Below are 17018 nucleotides of genomic sequence, written 5' to 3'. Positions count from 1 at the left end.
CAATCTCGCTCGATATCGCCGTGCACAGAGAATCGTCTTGAAGCGAAGCCTTCGGGGTATCAGAGAATTCCTCGAACAGAACATGTCATGAGCGTCGGAACAAATTGTCTTTTTGGTTGTTAACCCAACAAACGCAAGGAGCGCCGATGCCAAGGACCACCGAGACCAACAGCCAGATGCCCGCCGAAGTATCCGAGCAACCGGTCCTTCTGCGTGCTCTGAGTTTTCTGGGTGTTTTCGGTTGCATAGCGCTCGCTACCTCTATTCTGATCTCGGATTTCGTCGTTCCGAACCATGACTGGATTGCTGATACTATCAGTGACCTCGGGGCGGGACGCTACGAGTTCATCGTTGATATGGGTCTCTACGCCTTTGCTGCGGCGTTGATCGGACTCGCTGTACTGGCCGCTCATGTCCATCTCGGCGCATGGGACTGGAGCGTCGGGATCATCGCGCTCATTGTTTTTGGCCTGTTGGTGTTCCTCATTGGGGCACGCAACGAATACGGCGACAACGACAGTGACGGCTGGGTCATCCACAGCTACTTGGTCTATGCTTTGGGTTTCACCATGACCATCGCCTGCTTTGCCTTGGCTCGCGGGGCCGCACGGGCCAGTCCCCGCTATCGTACAGTCTTAATCGCCACGGGCATCGTCTGGGTGGCTTCATCCCCTGTTTTCTTCTTTCTACCCACCGACATTGACGGCGTCTACGAGCGTTACCTTGGGGCAGTGTCGTTCGTGCTTGTCGTGACCCTCTCACACCTCTTTTATCAACGCGCCAAGCACGGGAGAGCTTATTGATGTTCACCGATTTTACGACACTCGACATCCTTATGCGCGGCACTTTACTCGCGGTTATCGGCCTTTCATGGGTGGTGGTTTGCGTGCGTGTGATCGGCTTACGGGCATTCTCCAAGATGACGTCGTTTGATTTTGTCACCACCGTTGCCATCGGTTCGCTTCTCGCAGGATGTGTGCAAGCCACGGATTGGAGCGCGCTGATGCAAGCGCTGATCGCCATCGCAGCGCTTCTCGGTATCCAGTACGCCGTGTCTCGCGCCCGGTCTCATCGTGACGATTTTGAGGGGGTTATTGGCAATACGCCGACTCTACTGATGCGCGATGGAGAGTTTCAGGAGAGCGCTCTCACACGCACCCGCACCACCCGCAGTGACATCATCGCCAAACTTCGCGAAGCAAATGTTCTACACGTCAGCGAAGTTCGCGCCGTTGTGCTGGAATCCACTGGCGACATCTCTGTGCTGCACGGCGAGAGTCTCGACGACGTCCTTCTTGACGGGGTTAGAGTCGGCTATTGAGTTTGGGCTACTGTACCAAAACCGACCGTCGTTGTCCGGCGATCCTTTCTCGGGAATGGAAGGCAAGCGTTGTGGGACAAGTTCGTCACGGGAGCGCCACGTACTGGTACCCGGCAGGCGAATTGCAGATCAAATCTGCCGAGAGGCCACGCACGCCGTCAGAGCAACGATACAGCAATCCACTTGCCGACCGTCGATTGCTTGCAATCCCTGATGGGACCAAGCTTCGCTCGCGCAGTTGAGCGAGGAGCTTGGGATCAATCCCGAGACTGTTTCGAAGTGGCGAAAGCGCGCGACTGTTGAAGACTTGAAAACCGGGTCGAAGGAGCCGCGTTCAACCGTTCTCACCGCAGCGGAAGAGGCAGACTCACACCCTACGAATATATCTGCAAAAACTGGACTTCAAATCAAGAGCGATTCACCCTTGATCCGATCCACCAGATACCCGGACTGAACACCTAGCAAATCGGTAATTTTGAAGCCGGGGACTTCACGATCATCGCCATGTTTGTGCGAATATTGAGCACGCGTGAAAGGAACGATCTGTCTGGAGCAGGATCAGCGATCACAAGACTGCAAAAAGAGGCAGGATCGCCTATGTTGTGAGGTGATAAGTCTCCCCCCATTCAAATTTGAGGACCGATGTTTGATCCGTTTAAGCGCGTGCGTCGGAAAGCCGCGAGAAAGCTTCAGCGCAAGACCGTTTCGCTCATGACGGAAGCGTGGAGCGCGATGCTTGCGCCCAAAAAACCGCCAAAGCGAAAGCCCACCAAGAAGGCGGCGCAATCAGTCAGCGCGCGCAAATCCAAACCGATAAAACGTCCAAAAAAAATTAGTCCACCGGCGACATCCCGGTCAAGAATGTCCGTTCCGCGCGGAGCGACATTCGTCAGTGGGACATTTGAATGCGAACATGGGAAACGGTCCTATAAACTCTACGTTCCCTTCATTGCACGAAAAGCAGAGGTGCCAATGCCGTTGATTGTCATGCTGCATGGGTGCGGGCAGACGCCTGACGATTTCGCCCGCGGCACGGGTATGAATGCGCTGGCTGAAGAGTTTGGGTTCCTGGTGCTGTACCCCGCACAGTCGCGGAACGCTCATCTCAACGGATGCTGGAATTGGTTCAAGCGCAAGAACCAAACCCGCGGTACGGGAGAGGCCGCCTTGATCGCCAGCCTGACGCGTCATCTTATGGGCGAGCGGAACGTCGATCCAGCCAAAGTGTATGTCGCAGGCTTGTCTGCAGGGGCCGCTGCTTCGTTGGTCGTCGCGACCACTTATCCGGATATATTTGCTGCTGTAGGGGTTCATTCGGGGCTGGCGGTCGGTGCAGCGCATGATTCAGCCTCTGTCGCGCGCGCCATGCAGAACGGGCATCCAGGTAATCGGCATGATGTCCAAATGCCGACAATTATTTTTCACGGCGACGTCGACAAGGTGGTGAACCCGCGAAACGGTCGCTTTGTCGCGATCCGGGCGCAGGAGCCGTATAGTGGCTTGGACCGAACCGAACGCACCGGACGAATTGTTGGTGGTCGTGAGTACACGCGCATCCTGCACCGCGTAGGCAAAGGGCGTCCTTACATAGAGCAGTGGGTTATTCATGGTTCCGGACATGCCTGGTCTGGCGGCCAATCGGCTGGAGGCTATACAGATCCAAACGGGCCTGATGCATCGAGACAAATGGTCCGCTTCTTCTTGAGACATCGCACCACAAAGAAGCGACGTTCTCATCCGTCCATCTAACCAACTCGCGTTCAATCATAGCGATGCGGCCGCTGGGCAGAACATCCAGCGCTTCAATGCTGATTGTGCCGAAGACATATCTCCATTGCGTCAATCCGCAAAGATTCAAGGGCAATGGCATGAGCACGGATCAGCGAGCATGAAAATGCAAAGCGGGCAATTCTATTTTCCACTCGATACCATCAGCCCCCACACCATAAATTGTTTTTGCATCCAGCAACGTCGTTGCGTGAGAAGTAAGTACCGTATTTCCAAAGCCCTTCTTGGTGGGTTTACCATCAACAATAATCCCGGTTTCTACCCACCTGAACTGCAACAGCCCGTTACCTTCCGCAACGTGCCAAGAGATTGAGATCCGGCCGCGGTCCTGCTTGAAAACACCGTATTTTGCGGAATTTGTCGCCAATTCGTGGATGGCCATCCCGATCGTCTGCACAGATTCTGGTTGAAGGTGGATGTGGGGGCCAGTGATGATTACCCGCTTGTCGCCGTCGACCAACGAAAACGGCTCGAGATGTCCAGTTACAATGTCTCTGAGCGAGACACTCGTCCATGCGTTGTGCACGAGCAGGTCCGTTGACTTCGAGAGCGAGGCCAACCGCGCTCCGAAATATCGGTTGAAGTCTTCCAGCGTTGCAGCGGTGCGCGCTGTCTGGCGCTGAATGGCCAACACTATGGTCAACATGTTCTTGGCCCGATGGATCACTTCATTCGCGATGAGGTCGCGGGCACGCTCGGCGTTTCGTACTTCGGTAATGTCCCGATGAATATTCGAGATCGCGATGATCTCTCCATCCATGTTTCGGACCGGCGCGCAACTTATCCAGACTTCGCGCTCCGTTCCATCCTTGGCGACGCGCGTTGCCTCGAAATCTTGCAACCTCCCGGCAATAATTTCGTCGCGATAGTAAGCTACCCGCTTCGGCCAATTGTCAGGGTAAAGTGTTTCAAGGGATTGCCCGAGAATTTCGGTCTTTTCGTAGCCGTAGAGCTTCTCGGCGGACGGATTCCACGTGAGGATCTTGCCATTCAAATCGTAGCTAATAATTGCATCGCTGGTCGTGGCGATCAATGCGGCCATCGCGTTGGAATTGATGTAAGTTTGCTCGATCTCTTCACGTTCGATATGCCGCTTGGTAATGTTGCGATGCTGAACGATCAGGTAGTGCCTGTCTTCTTCCTGATATCGGTTCGCAGTAAGTTCAAACCAGCGTTTTTCATTCGGGCTGTCGCAGGGATATTCGCAGCGAAAGGTGTTGCCAGTCTTCAGCGTCCTCATCAGACCATCCGGCACGATCTGCGCTGCTGCACTGGAAGTGCCGTCGGCAGATGTGCAAACCGCCAAATAATTGCTGCCGATCGAACAGCTGCCGGGCTCTCCCCCGTTTTCCACGCAGAATTGTTCCCATGCAACGTTGGAGGCAACGATATATCCGGACGCATCCAGCACAGCGACTTCGTCATCCAGCGCATTCAGCACACCAAGTATTCCGGTCAGCTCGCTATTTTGATTGTTCGTTCCCTGCATCCGAAGATTCCTAGCGCTGCGACAGACTTCTGGACGTCGGTAGGATTTTTGGTGGGTTCCAGAATATTGCAAAATCCGAACAGATACAATTCGTTACCAAACACTTAGTCATACGATACCGCATTGGTATGCCAAAGGAAGCGGTACTGTTGCGTTAACTGGTACTGATGTTCGAACTAGCACACATCATGCGGTTAGCTGGCGATGCTGAACAGGCTTCTGACGATGGCGATCTCCCCTCGCACGCGTTGCGCCTTATTGTGGACGTGTCCGTTCCTAGTTGTTCTCACCGTCTCTATCCCCTGCAGCGTCGCTTTGGCCGACCGGAGATATTTGAAACTCTGAAAATAGCCCAGCACCGTAAGCTTAATGCGCGGCCTCCATTGACGTGGGATGGGGCCGCATGACCAAAACGTACGCCGTACCGCTTTATTACCGCAATCAATTTCCACTTGAGGTGATTGCCCAGGCGGTCTGGCTGTGTTTCAGGTTTCCGCTCAGTTTGCGGATGGTTGAGGATTGTCTGGCAGAGCGAAGTATCATTGTTTCGCACCAACCGACGCGACAACGGGAGCGAGGGATGAAGAAGTTCAAATCACCTGGTCATTTGCAGCGATCCCTGTCCATCCGCGATCCTATAGCTAATCTCTTCCCCCCCGCCACGAAATGCCGTCCACCGACGTCCGCGAAATGAATTCGCTCGCTATGCAAACTTAGCGCATAATCGCTCAGGTTGAAGTCGCGTAGAGATCAAACTGCTAGATGTTCTTGGCTGGTGTTCGCCAACTTTACGATGCCCGGCTGATGTTTTCATTGGAGATCGTCAAAGATGGCTTTCATGGCGTTTCTTTCAGTTTGAAAAGGCGAGGGCCGCTGAGAAGCATGCTCGTTTCACCAGTGTGCGGTGTGAAGCCCATGCGCTCGTAAGCGGCGCGGGCATTCGGGTTGTCGTGGTAGACGGCCAGCTTCAAAAAGCGCCCCATGCTGCGGCGCGCGCCTTCCTGCAATAAGGCGGCCAACAGCTGACGCGACAGCCCTTCGCCACGCGCTTGCGGCGCGACCCACAGGTCACTGACATAGAGGCCGGCTCCGCCATGTATGGTCGAAAAAATCGGCGCAGCCAGAACCACTCCAACAGCTTGTTCTGCTCGCTTGGCGAGCAATGCGATGCAGCTTGAGTCAGGCCCGCAGACGGCCTTTGCGAGGGTGTCTTCCTTGGTAGAATAAACGTCGGCCAAATCAGCCGCCAAAGCCCTCAGTGCTGCGGCAAGCAGGGGCAATTCCGCCTCGGATACTGGGGCAATACTGCTCCGCACGCCAGGCATCGGCTATATTCCCGTCCTGTCCGCGCCCTTGAGGTCAAGTATCTCGCGCACGTCATCGGGGCTTGCCACGGTCCGGCCCAGCTCTTCAACGATGCGGCGGATCTTTAGAACCTGCTCGGCGTTGTCCTTCGCCAGAACGCCGCGCGAGATCATCAGGCTGTCTTCCAGCCCGACGCGCACATGCCCTCCCAGTATGGCCGACATGGTGATCAGCGGGATTTGGTGCCGCCCGGCGGCCAGCACTGAAAACGCGTAGTCTTCACCAAACAGCTTGTCGGCGATCAGCTTCATATGCGTAAGGTTTTCGGTGTCGGGGCCAATGCCACCGAGCACGCCAAAGACGAACTGGATGAACAGCGGCCCGTTGATCAAGCCGCGGTCCACAAAGTGGCGCAACATGTAGAGGTGGCCTACATCGTAGCATTCAAACTCGAACCGTGCGTCGCGCTTGTCGCCCATCTCCTGCAACACATGCGCCATATCGCGAGGCGTGTTCTTGAATACCAGATCATCGGAGTTTTCGAGAAAGGGTTTTTCCCAGTCAAACTCCCAATCGGTGATGCGATCGGCGGCGGGGTAAAGGGCAAAGTTCATCGTGCCCATGTTGAGCGAGCACATCTCTGGCTCGGCCAGTTTGGGCGCAGCGAGGCGGTCTTCCAGCGTCATGGTGGCGCTGCCGCCGGTGGTGATGTTGAGCACCGCATTGCAGCGTTGTTTGATCTGCGGGAGAAAAGCGTTGAAGTGTTCAGGTTTTGCAGAGGGGCGGCCATCGTCGGGGTCGCGGGCATGCAGATGCAGGATAGCGGCGCCAGCCTCGGCGGCACCAATAGATTGCTCGGTAATCTGCTCGGGGGTTATCGGTAAATGCGGCGACATCGAAGGCGTATGAATCGACCCTGTTACAGCGCAAGTGATGATGATCTTTGACATGGGTTCCCCTTAGATTGCGCCGAAAAACTGCGGGATTTCGGTCATGTAGCTTTTAAGAGACCGGTCGAGAATGTCGGTGATCTCGTCAAGCTGGGGCTCGTTGACGATCATCGGCGGGCAGACAAGGAAGTGGTCACCTGTGGCACCCCCGCGCGTACGGCGCGAGTAGATGATCAAACCGTTTTCGTAGGCAATATCAACCAGCCGCGCATGGGCGTTCAGTTCGGAGGGGAGTGGAGCCTTGGAGGTGCGATCCGTCATCAGTTCGAAGGCTGTTAGCAGCCCCTTGCCGCGTACATCGCCGATCAACGGATAGCGTTGCATGAGGCCGCGTAGCCGCTCGGCCAGTTTGTCGCCCATCCGTTCTGCGTTGCCGACCATGTCATGGGCCTCGATTTCGTCGAGAACTGCGCAGCCCGCCGCACAAGCCAGCGGATTGCCCGCATAGGTAAAACCGTGGACAAAGCCACCCGCGCCCATCACCGCCTCGACGATATCATCGCGCGCGACCATCGCGCCGAGCGGCACATAGCCGCCGCCAAAGCCTTTGGACAGCGCGATCAGGTCGGGCGTTGTGCGCCAATGCTCGGCACCAAAAAAGCGCCCGGTGCGCCCGCCGCCTGTCATCACTTCGTCGTGGATCAGCAGCACGTCATATTGCGTGCAAATCTCGCGGATGTGCTGCATGTAACCCGCAGGCGGCACCAGCGCGCCGGTTGAAGCTCCGCCGACAGGCTCGACGATGAAGGCCAGCACAGTCTCCGGCCCTTCCTCAAGGATCTTGTCTTCGAGCATGTTCGCATAGTGCAGCCCCGTGGCGGGGTCGTCAGCGTTAAGACCGTCAAGGTAGGCGCGGGGCGCAGCCACTTTGGGCATGTTTTGCATCATCGGATCAAACGGCGCTGTCATCGGTGTGTAACCCGTGATCGCCAGCGCGCCGAGGGTACAGCCGTGATAACTCGGATAGCGCGAGATCACCTTGTAGCGCTGTGACTGGCCTTTCGTGAGCGCATATTGCCGCGCCATTTTCAAAGCACTTTCAACAGCCTCGGAGCCGCCCGAAACGAAGAACACCTTGTTCAGTCCTTCAGGTGCCAGAGCAGCCGTTTTCGCGGCGAGCTTCTCGGAAGACTCTGTCTGGAAATGCAGCCGGTAGCCGAAAGTCGAGCTGTCCATCTGCTCGCGCATTGCGGAGAGAACCGCGGGGTTGGAGTGGCCAATGTTGCTGACCATCGCACCTGAAGAGCCATCAATATAACGCTGGCCATTCTTGCCCCACATATAGATGCCTTCGGCTCTCTCAAGCACGGGACGGGGCGATTTGGTTTGATAGAACAGGTTGCTCATGATCAAGACGCTTTCAGCGGTTCAGGTGCTTGCGCAGGAAGTTCCGGGTGCGCTCCTGCTGCGGGTTCTGGAAGATCACCGAAGGCGGGCCCTCTTCGACAACCACACCCTGATCCATGAAGATAACGCGGTCACAAACCGAGGCGGCAAAGTCCATTTCGTGGGTGACGATGATCATCGTCATGTGTTCTTCAGCCAGTTGTTTCATCACGAGGTTAACCTCTTCAACAAGCTCGGGGTCAAGCGCTGAGGTTGCCTCGTCAAACAGCATCACCTTCGGCTTCATCGCCAACGCCCGCGCAATGGCCACGCGCTGCTTTTGGCCGCCTGACAGCCGCGAGGGGAATTCGTCGATCTTCTCGGACAGGCCGACCTTGGCAAGCTGCTCCTCGGCTAGCTTGTTGGCGTCGGCTTCCGACATCCCCTTCAGCAGGCGCGGCGCAAGTGTGATGTTGCCGCGCACAGTAAGATGTGGGAACAGGTTGAAGTGCTGAAACACCATGCCGATGTTTTGGCGCACTTGATTAACATGCGCTTCATATTGGCGGTGCGGTAGTGTCTTGTTGATCTGCACACCCTCAAGCCAGACTTCGCCGGATGTGAGCGGATCAAGCTCGTTGATCGCGCGCAGCAGCGTTGACTTGCCAGAGCCTGACGGGCCGATGATGGCGACAATCTGGCCGCGATCGACTGTAAGGTTGATATCTTTGAGAACTTCAAGTGAGCCAAAGCTCTTGGCGGCGTTCTTGATGGTGACGAAAGCTTGTTCGGTCATGTGGTTTCTTTCGGTCTCAGCGCGAAGCGGCAATGCGGCGTTCCAGACGGCGTAGGCCCGCCTCTAGCGCAAGGTTGATAATGTAGTAGCAAAATGCTGCTGCGAGGTAGAACTCGAAAGGCCGATAGGTGCGGCTGATAGCCTGTTGTGCGGTCAACGTCAGCTCGGCGACACCGATAACCGACACCAGCGCGCTGTCCTTCAAGAGCGCGATCATGTTATTGCCCATCGGCGGAATCACGGCCCGCACAGCTTGCGGAATCACAATCCTTCGCAGGGTTTGCCCGCGTGACAGGCCCAGCGTGCGCGCACCTTCGTATTGGCCTTTATCGACGGCAAGAATAGACGCCTGAATCAGCTCCGAGTTATACACCGCAAAGTGCAGGCCCAGCCCGATCACGCCCGCAACAAACGCGGGCAGGTCGATGCCGATCTGGATCAGCCCGAAGTAGATGAGAAACAGCTGCAACAAGAGCGGCGTGCCCATGAACAGGAAAGCAAACGCGCGAAACGGCCAGCGCAAGACCCAATGCCCGTAGAGCGCGATGACGGCAAAGACGATACCACCAAAAAAACTAAGGAAACCTGCGCTGATCGTGATTGCAATTGTCCAGCCCATACCGAGCAAAAGCATGCCGAAATAGTCAGGGACAACCGTGAAATCAAGTCCCATGGCAGCCTCCTATCTGGGCGGATATGGAGATGTAAGTTCTCATGATATCCGCGCCCTTCGGTCAAGCCAGTTGATGCCGAGGCCCACTGCATAGATGAACGCCATGTAGAGAATGCCAGCCAGCAAGAACATCTCGAACGGCTTGTATGTCGAGCCGATAAAACGTTGCGCTGTCTGCGTAAGCTCGACCACCGAGATTGGCGCGAGCAGGGCTGTGCCCTTGATCAGCGCGTTGATGTTCACGCCCAAAGGCCGGATCATCATGCGCGACGCCTGTGGCAGTACGACCTTGCGCATCGTCTCCCATTTACTCATGCCAAGGGTGCGCGCGGCTTCTGTCTGGCCCTTGTCGACGGACAGGATAGCGCCGCGGATTGTCTCTGTCATATAGGCGCCAATGTTTACGCCCAGGGCGATGGTGCCCGCCGCGAAGGCATCCAGGTTGATGCCGACCTGTGGGCCGCCGAAGTAGAGGATGAAAACCTGAATAAGTGCAGGCGTGCCGCGAAACAGGCTGACATATGTGGCAGCAATCCAGCGCAGCGGTGCCAGCCGTGACAGGCGCATTGTCGCGCCCAGTGCGCCGCAGGCGAGACCAAGAATGCAGGTTAAAACCGACAGTTGCACCGTGACAAGAGCCGCCTCCAGAAAGAACGGATAGACGCGCAGGATAAGATCAATATCCAAGGGGAAACTCCGGGTAAATCACATCGGATGCAAGGGGCCGGTGTCTGTCCTGCCGGAGCAACCGGCAGGACAGACAATCAGCTTAACGGATGTCGCCTCCAACCCATTCGTTGGCAAGCTTCAGGTAGGTTCCGTCTTCCATCATGTCGTCGAGCGCCTTTTGCATCGCGGCAGCCAGCTCCGGGTTGTTCTCGCGAATGGCGATACCGGCGGGAAAGGCCTCCGCATCCGGCGCGGGGATCTCCGCCAGATCATACTGACCAGCCTTCATCGCCAGCAGAACAGGGATCGAGTCATTCACGATCACATCGACGCGGCCATTGGTCAGCTCGAGCAGCAGCTCGGGCAGGCCCTTGTAGGTTTTCACATTGTAGCCTTGGTCACGCGCCCACTGGTCGTGTGTTTCGCCAAGTGTGAGGCCCACTCTGACATCCTCGTCATCAAGCTGCTCAAGCGTTGTGATCTCCGAACCGGCGACGGTAAAAAACGCGCGCTTGGTGTTGTAGTAAGGGCCAACGAAGTCGATGACTTTGTCACGCTCCTCGGTGATCGACATCGAGCCGACAACAGCGTCAAATTTGTTGGCGATCAGGCCGCCGATAATGCCATCCCATGCGGTTGTGATGATCTCTGTTTCAAGGCCCATACGCATGGCGATCTCAGTGCCAATGGCGGGGTCAAAGCCGACAACCTCGTTGCTTTCGTTGACGAAGTTGAAGGGCGGGTACTGGCCCGTCATCGCAATCCGCAGAACACCGCGCTCTTTGATCTCGGCGAGTTCATCCGCACTGGCCGCCATCGGTGCGAGGCCCAGGCCCATCGTCGCGACGGCCCCCATCAAGACACTTCGGCGCAAAATTCTCATTGAGTTTTTCATGTTTGTTTCCCTGTCGTTGTCCGTGCCTTCTTCCGACCACGCAAACTGAGTCGCAGTCAGGAGACACTATCAAGCAAAGGTTGCGTTGCATTTATCCATAGGGCAAATAGATAATGTAAATCTCAAAAATAGATTGAAACTATGCTTAAACCCTATGAACAACGCTTCCCCTGGAATCTGGACTGGAACCTTTTGCGCACATTTATCGTCGTTGTCGATGAGGGCGGCATCACACCGGCGGCACATTTTTTGGGTTTAAAGCAGCCGACGATCAGCGCCGCCTTGAAGCGATTGGAGGACATCTCGGGGCGCAAGCTGGTCAACCGCTCGCCCAAGCACTTCAGTGTGACGCCCTGGGGTAAAGTTCTTTATACCGAGGCCAGCTCGATCTTTGGAACATTGGCTCAGTTGCCTGATTTGTTGGGTAGTGTCGAAGAAGAGGTGACCGGCCAAATAAGCTTCGCTGTAGCAAGCCACGTTGTGTCACCCCATTTTGACGCTGTGCTAGAGCGGTTCAACGCACTCTATCCAAACGCAAACTATACCATATCGACGATGGACAGCGACGAAGTCATAGCTCACTTGCTCCAAAATCGGGTGTCCTTTGGGGTGTGTCTGTTTACTGAAAAGCCCGCAGCCCTTGAAGCTAGAGTGCTCTATCGCGAGTATTTTGGCCTCTTTTGTGGCCCTTCACACGGGCTGTTCGGGCGAGAAAACATAAGTGTTTCCGAGCTGAAGAACGAGAATGTCGTATCCTTCCAAACCGATGAATTGGCCGGGCCCCTGTCTAGTGTCGCCCATATGCGCAAACGCCTGGGCATGAGGTCTACCCCGAAAGGGTTGTCGTCGAACCTTCCCGAGGTGCGCCGCATGATTGTCGCCAATATCGGAATCGGCGCTCTTCCGGTGCATGTCGCGAACAGAGATGTGCAATCAGGCTTACTTTGGCAGGTTCCTCCCTACAAGTCGTTGCCGATTGTGGATATTCACCTGCTAACCAACTCGAAGCGCAGCTTGAACAGCGCAGAGCGCACACTGATTTCGATGTTGAATGACGAGCTTGATACCCTACCTATTTCAGAGCGCACCTACAAAGCCTAGGTGTTTGATCCCATGGTTTGATGGAGCGATCTATTCTTTGGAATGGAAGGAAGCATTATGGGACAAGTTCGTCATGGGAGCGCCACGACCACGCACGCCGTCAGAGCAGCAATACAGCGATCGCAAGTTACGAACGCGGCGCTAAGCCGGGAACTTGGGATCAATGTCAAAACGGTTGCCAAGTGGCGCAAGCGCGAGACGCTGGAAGATCGGAAGACTGGGCCAACTGAACCCCGTTCCACGGTTCTGAGCGCGAGTGAGGAAACGATGGTCGTGGCTTTCAGGCGTCATACGCTGCCTCCGCTTGATGATTGCCTCTATGCCTTACTACCGTCGACCCCACATCCATTGGCTGGCAGGCGAATGAAACATTCGCCGAGAAGCTGACGCGCTCTGCCTTGCATCGCTGTTTGCAACGGCATGCCATCTCTCGACTGCCAGACATGGAGGGCGACAAGCCAAAGCGGCAAAAGTTCAAACGCTATCCAATCGGGTATTTTCATATCGACATCGCGGAGCTTCGTACCAACGAAGGCAAGCTCTATCTCTTTGTAGCCATTGATCGAACCAGCAAGTTTGCCGTCGCGCAGCTGGTCGACAAAGCAAACCGCAAGACGGCCTGGGAGTTTCTAGGGGCTGTATTGGAAGCCGTGCCCTACAAAATCCACACCACACTGACGGACAACGGCATCCAGTTCTGTGAGCAGCCACGCAACTGCAACACACCCTATTCCCGGCCCATGCGGTTCGACATGATCTGCGCCGCAAATGGCATTGAACATCGTTTAACAAAGCCAAACCACCCTTGGACAAATGGGCAAGTTGAACGCATGAACCGCACCATCAAGGACGCGACCGTCAAGCGGTATCATTACAATAGCCATGATCAACTCCGCACGCATCTCAGCGCTTTCCTTGATGCTTACAACTACGCGCGCCGCCTCAAGACGCTCAGCGGCCTCACACCTTACGAGTACATCTGCAAAATCTGGACATCCGAGCCAGATCGATTCATCCTAAATCCGATCCACCGGATGCCGGGATTGAACACCTAGGCAATGCACCGCCGGGCAGTGATCGAACGCATGTTTGTCAGGCTCAAAGACTGGCGACGCGTCTCAACACGCTATGATCGATGCCCCAAGGTCTTCCTGTCGGCAATCGCTCTCGCAGCAATCGTCATAGTTTGGTTAAGAGACCTGACCCTACGGGTGATCGCCAGCCTCGCCGTCTTTCGGTTTGGAAATTGCATATTTGACAAGCCCTAAGCGTTCGACACAATAATCGCAGACACAACGAGCGACCAGCCGATAAACCAAACCTTGCTGAAACAGTCCCCTTTACAGTGCTCGTGGCATTGCTTGTGCTATACGGTATTGGTCAATACCATGCGTCAGCATGAAATGGTTTTTGTGTTTTCTGCTATCGCTGTCATCTGCCGCGTACGCAAATGATGATCCTTTCTCCGGATGGGCCGACCAAATGGACCCCAGCGGGCAAAGCGATCCGGCAACCAAAGGTGGGTATCGACTCGGTCCGAACAATTCCATGAGTGTTTTGCTTTGCTCATCAACTTCGCAGTGGTTGTCCGTCCAGATTGCGTTTCTGAGTGGCGCGCCATCTGATTTCATACCTGAGACAGCCTTCATAAGACTTGGCGACGTGGACTATGTACTGCCATGGGTCGCGTTTAACGAGAGCGCGGACATCGGTGCGATTGCCCTTGCGTTCAGCCCAGCGGACACTCGCCGATCGCCACGCTGGGATGGGCAGGAGGGCTTCATCTCGGCCCTCAGGGCTGGTGCGGATATGAAGGTGATGGTTGCAACATCACCCGACCGTTCAGATGCGCGCGAAGTGTTTCGCATCCCAGGTGAACCCGGCGCCAAGACCTTTAAGGATCTCGCTCAAACCTGCGGCAGCGGGGCGTCAGATCTCACACCCACCCCCAAGCCACAGGCCGCTCGTACCGCCCTATGGGTCACCGAATTCGATCCCGGTGAAAATGGTGGGCAAGAAATTTTAGGAGGGTATTGGCAGGGATCGACCGGCAACAGGGTATCGCTGAGTTGCTCCGAAACGTCGCAATCGCTGGCACTCCGGCTGGACTTCTACCAAATCATTCCTGTTAAATCCAACCTTGATACCGTCTTTCTCCGCGTCGACGGGCTGGACTATCTGCTGCCCTGGACCCTGCAAAAGAACTCGAGCACAAGTCTCAGCTATGTTTTTGCACCTAGCGGTCCAAATCAATCCACACGCTGGCATGGGCAGGAAGGTCTACTTACAGCAATCAAGCAGGGCGCGACAATTCAGGTCCTGGCTGCGCGCGCGGCTGATCGGACAGATGCACGCCATCTGTTTGAGACCTCGCCCGACCCAGGTGCCGAAACCTTCGAAATTCTCGACCGGACTTGCGGACGGGCCGAGCCGGCGTTGGAAGCAGCAATACCAAGCAGGACGAAGCTACCGACCAGTTGGAGCGTTGTCGCTCGCTCAGAGATGTCACCCCGGCCAACAGCGATGTCGACAACAGTTGACACCGTGGGTCGTATGGTGACCGTTGGCATCATGTGCGACGGCAATGGTAGCCCGTTGATCCGGGCCAAGGTGTCTAACAGTGGACCGCCGCCACAAGGAACATACCCGTTGACCGCAGATGTAGATGGACGGCAATTTGCGATGACTTGGTCGGGCTCTGGCAATTTCGTTCAATCCACCCCGAACCCCGAGTTGCTCAGTGCAATGCAGCGCGGGCAGCGGGTCAGTTTCATCGTCGATGCCCAGGTCAGCGCAACCTTCAGCCTCAATGGGTCTCGCGTGGCCCTTGATCAGGCGCTTTCAAGGTGCTTTTCGACCCTGCCAGCCCGACGTTCCGATGGCCTTGCTGCCGTCGAAGCACTGAAGGCCAACTTGCGCGCCGAGGTCGATGCGATGTGTGTCGCATCAGGTGCATCTGAAGCAATATTAAATGCAGGTGCATTTCAGGAAACCTTGCGGATGTCGAACCCACTGCCGGATGTGGTTCTCGATTTCAGCTTTGTTTCCTGCAATAGCGGTACGGGCGCTGGTGCCGTTCAATGTAACGCTTCGGGCTGTCTGCACAGGCGATACTTGCCGGGCGAGGCAGGCTACTTCCTGAACGATGAATACCGCCAATAACGGTCTTGTTGCGGGGGTCATCCCTCGGTTGATATCGTGGTGGTCCGTTAAACTTTGCGCTCCTGCGAAATGAGCTTGATAGATACGATCTAAAAGGACATGTTATGATCCTCGATATTAACGTTGCTTTAGCCTACAGTGTTGAGCAACCCGTTGACCTGATCCTGCAGATACAGGCACCGAGCTTCGCGGATCAGCGAGTCTTGTCGGATGCAATAGACTTCGGATCGCCGGAACACGTGGGTCGGATGGCTGGTGAAGCCGGACTGGGCGGACGAATTCTAATCCGAACAGCGGAGGATTTTCGGTGTAACTATTCGGCCCGTGTCGATGTCGACCGGCCTGAGTTGAATCTTGCGCAACTTGGTGCTGTGTCACCTCACCTACTGCCGAGTGATGCGGTGAGGTATCTGATGCCCTCCCGCTATTGCCAATCCGATGAACTGCAGAGCTTTGTCGCTGCGGAGTTTGGTCATTTGGACGGCGGCCAACGCATCGCTGCAATCCGCGATTGGGTGTTCCAACATTATCGGTATGTTCCTGGCTCCAGTAACGCACAAACAACCGCCATCGATACATTTGTGCAGCGGCAGGGTGTCTGTCGAGACTTTGCACATGTCTTGATCGCCCTCGCACGGGCATCGGCAATCCCCGCGCGGTTCGCAAGTGTCTATGCCCCGAACGTGACACCGCAAGACTTCCATGCCGTCGCGGAAGTCTTTCTTGATGGGACCTGGCACCTTGTCGACGCTACGGGCATGGCGAGCGCAGATGAAATTGTTCGTATTGGCGTCGGTATGGATGCTGCAGAAGTTCCATTCTTGAGCAGCTTCGGACCGATGACGCTAATCGCTCAGAGTGTTTCGGTCTCGCAGGGGGCACCCTCTACATCCGACGCTAACGACGGTCTAGGACGATCATGAGCGTTTTCGATACTTGTGGGGAGGTGTCGTCAGGTTAACTCCCCGGCATTGTAAGTTGGCATGCCGATGGTTGATCAAGTGGCATGTGCCGCGGCTTTCAAAGCCTCGGATGGTGAGAGCGGAACAACGGCGGGCTGGTACGGAGAAGGAATTACGGGTTGCGACCTGCATTAAAACGAAGTCCTGCATTCCTCGCTCTCTATTTCGGAAAGGCAATTGGCTGTTCTTTGCTCGGTTATTGAAGCTCTTGTGGGACCAATGATCAAGGCCGGGAGCCCCCTCACGTTTGGCGGTACCATAGGAGCACAGTTTGTTCGTAAAGAGTTGGTCCTAGATTTTCGACCAATTTTCCGCCGGTCTAAGCTATTGCATTGGTTTCATGTCAGGCGGCTGCCTTCAGGTTGTCGCTATGGATATCATATGCCTTGGCCGGCGTCAGCAAGCCGTGGAATGAGTGTGGGCGTTCTCCGTTGTAGTGGGTTAGCCGGTTGCCGATCGCGTTGCGGGCCTCGGAGCTGAGCAGCCCCACTTGAGTGGTCCAATTTGAAAGTTAGTGCACCATAAGCCTTTGGGTCATTGGCCGGTGTCAAGCGCTCGGTAAGGGTCTATAAGCTCCCGCC

The 17018-nt window shown here is 55.7% G+C and carries 14 protein-coding genes and 4 pseudogenes; 10 read left to right on the top strand and 8 right to left on the bottom strand.

Features of this window, described 5'->3' with window-relative positions; all coding sequences use genetic code 11:
* The first annotated feature begins 146 nt into the window (after positions 1-146).
* From ABJO75_RS00200 to ABJO75_RS00185, 4 genes and pseudogenes are all read left to right on the top strand, one after another.
* Positions 147-803 carry a DUF998 domain-containing protein gene (locus ABJO75_RS00200; RefSeq protein ID WP_348124739.1) on the top strand — a complete coding sequence of 219 codons (657 nt, stop codon included), beginning with the start codon at positions 147-149 and terminating at the stop codon, positions 801-803.
* The gene (locus tag ABJO75_RS00195; RefSeq protein WP_348124737.1) at positions 803-1321 is read left to right on the top strand and encodes a YetF domain-containing protein; all 519 of its coding nucleotides are present in this window, start codon (positions 803-805) and stop codon (positions 1319-1321) included. Before ABJO75_RS00200 ends, ABJO75_RS00195 begins: the two co-directional genes overlap by 1 nt.
* A 256-nt stretch (positions 1322-1577) precedes the next feature.
* Positions 1578-1685: pseudogene (locus ABJO75_RS00190) on the top strand (IS481 family transposase); the annotation flags it as partial.
* A gap of 278 nt (positions 1686-1963) precedes the next feature.
* Positions 1964-3070, top strand: coding sequence for a PHB depolymerase family esterase (locus tag ABJO75_RS00185; protein ID WP_348124735.1), 1107 nt, complete (start codon positions 1964-1966; stop codon positions 3068-3070).
* A 130-nt stretch (positions 3071-3200) separates the two neighbouring features.
* Here ABJO75_RS00185 and ABJO75_RS00180 read toward each other — a convergent pair whose 3' ends face one another.
* Positions 3201-4598 (bottom strand): PAS domain S-box protein, encoded by a 1398-nt coding sequence (locus ABJO75_RS00180; RefSeq protein ID WP_348124733.1) that lies wholly within the window; start codon positions 4596-4598, stop codon positions 3201-3203.
* Between the two features lie 403 nt (positions 4599-5001).
* Here ABJO75_RS00180 and ABJO75_RS00175 point away from each other — a divergent pair.
* Positions 5002-5154: pseudogene (locus ABJO75_RS00175) on the top strand (IS6 family transposase); the annotation flags it as partial.
* 280 nt (positions 5155-5434) lie between these two features.
* Here ABJO75_RS00175 and ABJO75_RS00170 read toward each other — a convergent pair.
* The 7 genes from ABJO75_RS00170 to ABJO75_RS00140 all read right to left on the bottom strand — a co-directional run bounded on the left by ABJO75_RS00170 (position 5435) and on the right by ABJO75_RS00140 (position 11212).
* Complete coding sequence (locus ABJO75_RS00170) at positions 5435-5923, bottom strand: GNAT family N-acetyltransferase (protein ID WP_348124732.1); 489 nt, start codon at positions 5921-5923, stop codon at positions 5435-5437.
* Between the two features lie 3 nt (positions 5924-5926).
* On the bottom strand, positions 5927-6853 hold the full coding sequence (locus ABJO75_RS00165; RefSeq protein ID WP_348124730.1) for a 3-keto-5-aminohexanoate cleavage protein: 927 nt from the start codon (positions 6851-6853) through the stop codon (positions 5927-5929).
* A gap of 9 nt (positions 6854-6862) precedes the next feature.
* The gene (locus tag ABJO75_RS00160; RefSeq protein WP_348124728.1) at positions 6863-8200 is read right to left on the bottom strand and encodes an aspartate aminotransferase family protein; all 1338 of its coding nucleotides are present in this window, start codon (positions 8198-8200) and stop codon (positions 6863-6865) included.
* Positions 8201-8213: 13 nt separating this feature from the next.
* A complete protein-coding gene (locus ABJO75_RS00155) occupies positions 8214-8975 on the bottom strand; it encodes an amino acid ABC transporter ATP-binding protein (RefSeq protein WP_348124726.1) in 762 nt (253 codons plus the stop codon).
* Positions 8976-8991: 16 nt separating this feature from the next.
* Positions 8992-9648 carry an amino acid ABC transporter permease gene (locus ABJO75_RS00150; protein WP_348124724.1) on the bottom strand — a complete coding sequence of 219 codons (657 nt, stop codon included), beginning with the start codon at positions 9646-9648 and terminating at the stop codon, positions 8992-8994.
* Positions 9649-9687: 39 nt separating this feature from the next.
* Entirely contained in the window at positions 9688-10335 is a 648-nt protein-coding gene (locus ABJO75_RS00145; RefSeq protein ID WP_348124723.1) for an amino acid ABC transporter permease, read from the bottom strand.
* An 82-nt stretch (positions 10336-10417) separates the two neighbouring features.
* Positions 10418-11212 (bottom strand): transporter substrate-binding domain-containing protein, encoded by a 795-nt coding sequence (locus ABJO75_RS00140; protein WP_348124722.1) that lies wholly within the window; start codon positions 11210-11212, stop codon positions 10418-10420.
* A 141-nt stretch (positions 11213-11353) separates the two neighbouring features.
* On the opposite strand from ABJO75_RS00140, the gene ABJO75_RS00135 reads away from it, so the two are divergent.
* The 5 genes and pseudogenes from ABJO75_RS00135 to ABJO75_RS00115 all read left to right on the top strand — a co-directional run bounded on the left by ABJO75_RS00135 (position 11354) and on the right by ABJO75_RS00115 (position 16398).
* Positions 11354-12313, top strand: a complete 960-nt coding sequence (locus ABJO75_RS00135; RefSeq protein ID WP_348124720.1) for a LysR family transcriptional regulator — start codon at positions 11354-11356, stop codon at positions 12311-12313.
* Between the two features lie 57 nt (positions 12314-12370).
* Positions 12371-13368, top strand: a pseudogene (locus ABJO75_RS00130) (IS481 family transposase).
* Between the two features lie 9 nt (positions 13369-13377).
* Positions 13378-13506, top strand: a pseudogene (locus ABJO75_RS00125) (transposase); the annotation flags it as partial.
* Positions 13507-13975: 469 nt separating this feature from the next.
* Positions 13976-15475, top strand: coding sequence for a hypothetical protein (locus tag ABJO75_RS00120; RefSeq protein WP_348124718.1), 1500 nt, complete (start codon positions 13976-13978; stop codon positions 15473-15475).
* Positions 15476-15579: 104 nt separating this feature from the next.
* Positions 15580-16398, top strand: coding sequence for a transglutaminase family protein (locus ABJO75_RS00115; protein WP_348124716.1), 819 nt, complete (start codon positions 15580-15582; stop codon positions 16396-16398).
* Positions 16399-17018: the final 620 nt, after the last annotated feature.

Source organism: Sedimentitalea sp. (genome assembly GCF_039973035.1).
In the GTDB taxonomy this organism is placed as follows: domain Bacteria; phylum Pseudomonadota; class Alphaproteobacteria; order Rhodobacterales; family Rhodobacteraceae; genus Sedimentitalea.
This window is presented reverse-complemented; position numbering and strand designations above follow the sequence as displayed.